The following is a 7,798-nucleotide window of genomic DNA, read 5'->3' on the forward strand; positions in this document are numbered from 1 at the left end:
CACCCTATGGTCGAATTTTTCGAAATGATGGTTATAACACAGCTGCTGGCTTTGGAAGTGGCGGTAAGAATGGGCAATGATGCTGATATGCCGAGGAATCTGGCGAAATCCGTAACGGTTGAATAAACACTGTATTTGAACGGGGAACTGTTTTGAAAATGAGAACCATTAAAAACGAAATGATAAAGCTTTTTATTGTTTCCGGTATAGGGTTATTGGTACTTCTTTATATAGCTTATAAATCGGTAACGTACGTCGTTATTAATCAGGAGTACCAAAAAGCGAAACTGTTAGCCCATACGCTGGTTTATACGAGGGATTATATCGCAAAAGTGGCTCCTTATATAAAAATCGAAAACAACGCTTTTCACCCTTTTGCAATTACTCCGGCGGTTGTGGTGGGGCAGATTACAACTATAATAAAAAACAAAGAGCATTTTGAAGTCAAACAGACATCCGACAGATACAGAAACAAAAACAACAAACCGAACAAATATGATTTGGAAGCAATAAATTTTTTTAGAAAAAACCCTTTTAAAGAGGATTATTTCGCGTTAAAAACGATTGGTTCTAAAGACTATCTTTTTTACGCCTATCCTTTGAAAACGGAAAAAAGCTGTTTAAAATGTCACGGTTCTGTAAAGGAAATTCCAAATCGTTTGTATGAAAAACTGGTAAGGGTTTACGGAAAAAGGGCTTTCGGGTACAAGCTCGGTGAATTGAGGGGTGTTATTTCCATACGTCTTCCTTTTGATGACGTGGGATATAAAATAAGATTTTTATTTGAAAAACTGGCGCTGTTTTTGCTGGTTATTTACATTATAGGTGTTATAGTGTTTTTGAGAATTAATACAATGATATTAAAAGATATTGAAAAAATTAACGGATTTATGAAAAAAAATTTGAGCAACAATATATTCAGGCCAATGAAAGAGAGTCTGATTTTTTATGAGTTGGAAAAAATAAAAAACCAGATAAACGACACGGTAAAATCCATTAAAAAATTTAAAAGGGATTCTTACAGCAATTTTTATTATCATCCTTTAAGCAAACTTCCGAACAGAACAAAAATGATGGAGGTTTTGAAAAGGAAAAAAAGCTGTATACTCCTTTTTGATATAGACTCTTTTAAAGAAATAAATTATTACTACGGTGAAGAGATTGCCGATAAACTTATTTTGCAGGCTGTGAAAAGAATAAAAAAATACAAACCGTTTCATGTTAAAATAGATCAGTTCGCACTGCTTGTTTTTTGCAGGGAAAAAAATGAAATTGAACAGCTGGCGAAAAAAATTTTAAAAGAACTCGAGCAGCCTTATAATATAGATGCGATTAATATTTACGTAAAATTCAGAGTTGGAATCGCTTTTGGAGACAGAGAATTCAAGGATGCTTTAAATGCCCTTGAAGCCACAAAAATTCTTAACAGAGACATTGTGTTCAGCAATGAGATAAAAAATATAAAAGATGTTTCAAAACGTCATATCCAGCTTATTAAAAAACTTAAAATCGCTATCGAGCAAAATAAACTGATTCCCTATTTTCAACCTATTGTGGACAGAAACAAAAAAATATGCAAATATGAGGCGCTTATAAGGCTGATTGATGAAAGCGGTAAAACGGTGTTACCTGGGGATTTTTTGGAAATTGCGAAAAAATCCAGATTATATTTTGAAATTACAAAACAGGTGATTGAGAAATCCTTCAGGGTGTTTGAAAACACTGAATTTGAATTTTCCGTAAATCTCAGTACCATGGATATGGAAAATGAAAACATTAAGGAGTTTATTTTGAACAGGCTTTACGGTTTTACCGAACCGAAAAGGGTGAGTTTTGAAATTGTGGAAAGTGAAAATATTAAAAATTCCGAAACCGTTTTTGAATTTATAAAAGAACTTAAACGTTTGGGCTGCAAGATACTTATTGACGATTTCGGGAGCGGATATGCAAATTTCGATTATCTGCTTTCTTTAGGGGCGGACGGTCTGAAAATAGACGGGAGCCTTATTAAAAACATACTTTCCGATAAAAAATCTGAAATTATTGTAAAAACAATTGTCAATTTTGCAAAAGAAGTGGATATGAGGGTGATTGCGGAATATGTGGAAAATGACAATATTTTTGAATTTTTGAAAAATCTGGGTATCGACTGCTATCAGGGATATTTTTATTCCACGCCTAAACCTTATATTTAATTTTGTTATAATTCAAATAAAAAAAAGGATAATTTATGTTTGAAAATCTTGTAGAAAACATACAAGGATATAAAAAGCCTTTGGCTTTCGGAATTGCGAGGGTGGATTTCGGTCAGGTTAACAGGGATAAAGTTTTACAGGCGACTTATCCTGTAGTAAACTGGAATGAAAATTTCGGCACTGCGGCCGTATTTATAAGAGCTCTTTTTGAAAACGGTGTGGAAGTAAATTTTAACGGAAGCGAATATGTAGCCGATATTACTAAAGAATTTGTGGATACCGCTTTAGGGTTATTTGGTGAGGAGTTAGTAGCTGAAGCGGTAGGGGATAAACATAAAAATATTCAAGTGTTAAAAGTGTTAAAAGAAATATTCGACGATGAAGTGATGGATAATTACAGAATCTGTTTTCTGTTTGAAGACGAAACCCCTAAAAGCGTGGAGGCCGTTTATTTAAAACTATACGCTTTATCACAGAGAAAAGTGCCTTTAAGAAGTATAAATTTAAACGGAGCGTTCGGAATACTTACAAACTGTGCATGGGTTGGAAACGTTCCCATAGAGCTTGATTATTTAAGGGAAAACGAAATCGAGCTTAAATTAAAAGACGCTTATCCTGAAATCGAATATGTGGATAAGTTTCCGAGGTTTCTTTCTCATATAGTTCCTGATGACAATACAAGGATTTTGGATACCGCAAAGGTCAGAATGGGCGCCCAGCTTGCTGCGGGTACTACCGTAATGCCCGGTGCGAGTTATATTAACTTTAACGCTGGAACGGAAGGTCCCGTTATGGTTGAGGGAAGAATCAGCTCAAGCGCGGTTGTCAAAGAAGGTGCCGATGTAGGCGGGGGCGCTTCGATTCTCGGCGTGCTTAGCGGAACTAACGGAAACCCTATTACTATCGGGAGAAATACACTTCTCGGCGCTAACAGCGTAACAGGTATTCCTTTGGGTGACGGATGTATCGTAGATGCCGGTATAGCCGTTTTAGAAGGTACTAAAATATGGGTAAGCGAAGATGAATTTGAAAAAATCAAAGAAGTGAATCCGGAATGGAACGCCGGATATAAAGAGTATTTTAAAGGTTTGGAACTTGCCGGGCTTAACGGCGTGCATTACAGGTTCGACACTACAAAAGGCAAAATGGTGGCGTTTAGAAGCAGACGCGAAGTCAGATTAAATGAAGAACTTCACTGATTCCTTTTTTTAAGGAAATATTTAAAAGCAAAAATCTTTTTTTTTTGCTATAATTTCAAACTTAAAAATCAAAGCGCTATAGATGTGACGTTAAAGCGGTGAAACCGGCAAAAACGTTTCATTGTTTTTAGTTGAAAATTTCATTCAAAAAAGAGTAAAGGAAACACGATGGCAAGAAAATGTGAAATTTGTGGTAAAGGTCCTCAGTTCGGAAACAGAGTAAGCCACTCAAACAGAAAAACAAGACATAAATTCAATCCTAACATTCAAAGCGTTAGAATCGAAATCAACGGGGTTAGCAGAAAAGTTAAAATTTGTACAAGCTGTCTTAGAAGCTTGAAAAAAACCGTATAAAGTTTCCCCTTTCGGGGTTATAATGAAAAACGACTCTTTTTTAGAAGAAGTATTAAAAAAACTTGCTAATTTTCTACACTGGCAGAGAAATCCTAAACCTGAAGTAGATCTTTCTTCCGAAATTTGGGGTGAACTAAAACCTTTCAGAATTCCTGTTATACTTACTATTTTGATAATGCTGTTCGGCACACTCGGATATATATGGATTGATAATTTCAGTCTGCTTGATGCTATATACCAGACCGGCATAACATTTACTACCGTCGGATTCGGTGAAATAGCGCCTATTTCCCCTTTCGGAAGACTTTTTACGATATTTTTGATAGTTGCGGGGTTTGCGGTTTTTTCTTATGCAGTGGGGATACTTGTTGACGTAATAAATAAAGGGCGCTTGATTGCACTGTTTAAGGAGAATAGAATGCTTTATAAAATAGCGAGATTAAAAAAACATATGGTTATCTGTTACCATAACGATTATACCGTGGAACTTACAAAAGAGTTGAGAAGGGCCCATATACCTTTTGTCGTTATAGACAATAACAGCGATATGGAAGAAATTGCGAAAAAATATAAATATCCCTATTTTATAAACGCCGATCCCCATACGACGCTTGCAATAAAAAAAGCCCACTTAAGCAGTGCAAGGGGCGTTATAACCCTTTCAAAAAACGTAACGGACAATATTGCCGTAGTAAGTTCCGTAAGACTGTACGAAAAAGATTTAAAAAGAATTCCTTATTATATACTTTCGGTTGCAACCAGTGATGAGGAGATAGAAAAACTGATAAGACTCGGGGCTGATGAAGTGCTCTCCCCCACAAAACTTATAGCTAAAAGAATGACCGCCGTGACGGTGGATCCCGATGTTAAAAACATTCTGGAAGAGTTTGTTTATTCGGTTGATACCCCCCTTGATTTGGAGGAAATTACGGTTAGCAAAAAATCATGGGTGGCGTTTAAAAAACTTAAAGAGGTGCATTTAAGGGAGCTTTTTAACGTGACGGTCGTAGGTATAAAAGAAGAAAACGGTAAATTTATACCTATTCCCAAAGGCGATGTAATTCTTAAACCCAACGATGTCCTTCTGGTTATAGGAACCGGAAAAGATATGCGTAAAGCCAGAAAGGTGATAAGAAGCTCTGTCAAGCCTAAAGAGATAGATTTTATATAAATTGAGAATGGAGAGATGAAAATGGAAAATTGTAAATTCAGAATAACACCGATCAACGGAGGAATCTGTGCGGTTGACGGTATTTATGCTTCGGGTGTGAACGCGGGATTTAAAAAAGAAAGTTTTGACGTCGGATTTATAAGAAGCGATGAAGAAATGAGAGTTGCATATCTATTTACTACAAACAGATTTCAGGCGGCGCCTTTAAAGTATGTGTTAAATAAAGGTATAAAAACCACGAATTTTCTGCTTGCGAATTCCAAAAATGCCAATGCTATGACGGGGGAAGAGGGTATAAAAGACATTGAGGAAATTTTGGAATATTTGGGTACTAAAATTAAGGTTATTAATCCAGTTATGAGTTCAACCGGGGTTATTGGTGTAAGGATCGATAAAGAGAAAATAAAAAATGCGATTGAAAAATTTGATTTTAATGAAAGGGATTCCTCTAAATTTGCAAAAGCCATAATGACAACGGACAGTTTTGAAAAAGAAATCGCTTTTGAGGTTGAAGGTGAATTTGGTAAATTTAAAATAGGAGGGGTTGCTAAAGGTGCCGGAATGATAAATCCCCAGATGGCCACAATGCTCTGCTTTATAACGACTGATGCGGATATCCCGGAAAGTGAAATGAAAGATATTTTAAGTGAAATAAACGAAGAAAGTTTTAACGCTATAAGTGTTGACGGGGATACATCCACAAACGATAGCGTGTTTTTAATGACGACGGGTAAAGCTCCTTACGAAAAGGAATCTTTCAAGGAAGCTTTAAAACAGGTAATGCTTAAACTTGCCACCGATATAGTAAAAGACGGTGAGGGGGCTACGAAACTTGTGGCTTTTAAAGTATCGGGGGCAAAAAATAAAACGGAAGCAAAAAGAGCCGCCAAATCTCTTACGAATTCACTTCTTATGAAAACGGCTATTTTCGGTGAGGATCCAAACTGGGGAAGAATTGCCTCCACAATAGGTGCAAGCGGTGTGGAGTGTGATGAGAATACCCTTACGATTAAAATAGGAAATGTTATTGTGTATGATAGGGGAGATATATTGTTTACTCCCGAAATTGAAGAAAAAGCCCATAAAATTATGAAAAAAGACTCTTTTAGCATTAATGTGGATTTGGGAATCGGTAATGGTGAGTTTACTGCATACGGGTGCGATTTGAGTTATGAATATGTAAAAATCAATGCGGAATACAGAACCTGATATAAAATGGGTAATCAAATATATTTATTTTAAAAATGATTTAAATAAAACAGGAGTGAAACATATAATTTTTAATAATAATCGGCTGAAAATATATTTTGGAGGGATTTGGTTGATTTTTTCTGTTTTTTTGTTATAATTTTATTCACATTCCGGCGTAGCTCAGTCGGTAGAGCAGACGGCTGTTAACCGTCGGGTCAGAGGTTCGAGTCCTCTCGCCGGAGCCATTTGTTTTATTTATCAGTGTCTGGCACTGGGGTTTTGTAAACATAGTGGCACTATATTAATACGTCTGTGTAAAAGTGATTTGTCGTTTCTTTGTTTCAGAGCGTGGCGCAGTTTGGTCAGCGCACTACCTTGGGGTGGTAGAGGTCGCGGGTTCAAGTCCCGCCGCTCTGACCATTTGATTCGTACCTTCTTTAAAATACCTCTTGAGAGTCTAATTATAACTTTTATTTCAAAATAATTTACAACAGTTTAATTACATCGGTTGCAATTAGATTGTGTGTTTTTAAAAAATTAAAAACTTCCAAATTTGTCGCGCTTAATTATTTTCCATTTTACATTTGGTGTTTTACAGGATACTGATATATTTTTCTATTCCGTCCGGCGCTATTGTTACGATGTTGCCGTTTAATTTTTGAGATGCGAGTATGTTTGCCGCGGTCGAAATTCCGCCTGTGATTCCAAGGCCTGGCAATTGTTTTGTAAATTCAACCGCCTCGTTGTCATCTATCAGTATAACGTCGTCTATCAGTTCAAGGTCGGTGTTATCGGTTATAAACCCCGCTCCGATACCCTGGATTTTGTGTGGTTTTACTGGAAGGTTTTTATTATATAGTTTATTGTAGATTGCCGGAGAGTTTATACTCTCAACAGCAATTATTTTAATACCGAGAGGCTTTAACACCTTTCCTATGCCGCTAATCGTCCCGCCGCTTCCGACTCCCGCTACAAAATAGTCGATTTTTTGAATTTGATTAAGAATTTCAAAAGCAGTAATTTCCTGGGCTTTGGCATTCAGGGGGTTGGAAAACTGGTTTGTATAAAGGGCGTTTTGTTTTTGGGTATATTCTTTTGCCTCATTTATGGAATCGGATATCGAGCCTTTTGTAAGTATTAAATTTGCACCGTAAAGTTTCAAAAGCTTTTTTCTTTCAATTGAATAACTATCAGGCATGAAAATAGAGGCTTTAATTCCGAATTTTTTAGCGTAAAACGCAAGGGCTATTCCGGTGTTGCCGCTTGTCGCTTCCACTATTTCATTATAGCCTTTACTGATGGCGTCCTGAATCATAAAAAGGGCGGGTCTGTCTTTTATACTTCCTGCAGGGTTTTTATATTCGAGTTTTACTGATATGTTTTTTAGCTGATATATCGGTGTATTAAACATTTTTTTCTCCCAACCACATTTTAACACTGAAATTTTGAACGAATTTCAGTTTATGCGTATAAATAATTAAAGGTCTTATTTTGCTTTTGTTAATATTTTCCAATATTTTCATAAATTTAAATTCTTTTAAAAATCTTTTATTCCATTCGTTCTTATAATCTTTTTGGTTTATAATGCATTCCGCCAGTATTTTAGCCGAATGCATAGCGTAATATATCCCTTCAAAACTTAAAGGCATTACCTGTCCTGCCGCATCACCTACAAAATAAACATTTTC

The 7,798-nt window shown here is 36.1% G+C and carries 8 protein-coding genes and 2 tRNA genes; 8 read left to right on the plus strand and 2 right to left on the minus strand.

Annotation, left to right across the window (positions count from 1 at the left end; translation table 11 throughout):
* The 8 genes from ACXJIE_RS01050 to ACXJIE_RS01085 all read left to right on the plus strand — a co-directional run.
* Nucleotides 1-126 (plus strand): hypothetical protein (locus ACXJIE_RS01050; RefSeq protein WP_456479137.1); only part of this gene is annotated, 126 nt, incomplete at its 5' end.
* 32 nt (nucleotides 127-158) lie between these two features.
* Complete coding sequence (locus ACXJIE_RS01055; RefSeq protein ID WP_456479130.1) at nucleotides 159-2,195, plus strand: EAL domain-containing protein; 2,037 nt, start codon at nucleotides 159-161, stop codon at nucleotides 2,193-2,195.
* Nucleotides 2,196-2,230: 35 nt separating this feature from the next.
* A complete protein-coding gene (locus tag ACXJIE_RS01060) occupies nucleotides 2,231-3,394 on the plus strand; it encodes a tetrahydrodipicolinate N-succinyltransferase N-terminal domain-containing protein (RefSeq protein WP_456479131.1) in 1,164 nt (387 codons plus the stop codon).
* Between the two features lie 168 nt (nucleotides 3,395-3,562).
* The gene (gene rpmB, locus ACXJIE_RS01065; RefSeq protein WP_456479132.1) at nucleotides 3,563-3,748 is read left to right on the plus strand and encodes a 50S ribosomal protein L28; all 186 of its coding nucleotides are present in this window, start codon (nucleotides 3,563-3,565) and stop codon (nucleotides 3,746-3,748) included.
* Between the two features lie 22 nt (nucleotides 3,749-3,770).
* Entirely contained in the window at nucleotides 3,771-4,919 is a 1,149-nt protein-coding gene (locus ACXJIE_RS01070) for a potassium channel family protein (protein ID WP_456479133.1), read from the plus strand.
* Between the two features lie 21 nt (nucleotides 4,920-4,940).
* Entirely contained in the window at nucleotides 4,941-6,128 is a 1,188-nt protein-coding gene (gene argJ, locus ACXJIE_RS01075; protein ID WP_456479134.1) for a bifunctional glutamate N-acetyltransferase/amino-acid acetyltransferase ArgJ, read from the plus strand.
* A gap of 151 nt (nucleotides 6,129-6,279) precedes the next feature.
* Nucleotides 6,280-6,355, plus strand: a tRNA-Asn gene (locus ACXJIE_RS01080).
* A 97-nt stretch (nucleotides 6,356-6,452) separates the two neighbouring features.
* A tRNA-Pro gene (locus ACXJIE_RS01085) sits at nucleotides 6,453-6,530 on the plus strand.
* Nucleotides 6,531-6,702: 172 nt separating this feature from the next.
* On the opposite strand, the gene ACXJIE_RS01090 is transcribed toward ACXJIE_RS01085, so the two are convergent.
* Nucleotides 6,703-7,521, minus strand: coding sequence for a PLP-dependent cysteine synthase family protein (locus ACXJIE_RS01090; protein WP_456479135.1), 819 nt, complete (start codon nucleotides 7,519-7,521; stop codon nucleotides 6,703-6,705).
* On the minus strand, nucleotides 7,514-7,798 hold a 285-nt coding region (locus tag ACXJIE_RS01095; protein WP_456479136.1), incomplete at its 5' end, for an NAD(P)/FAD-dependent oxidoreductase. The genes ACXJIE_RS01095 and ACXJIE_RS01090, both read right to left, overlap by 8 nt.

The sequence above is a fragment of the Nautilia sp. genome, assembly GCF_053994455.1.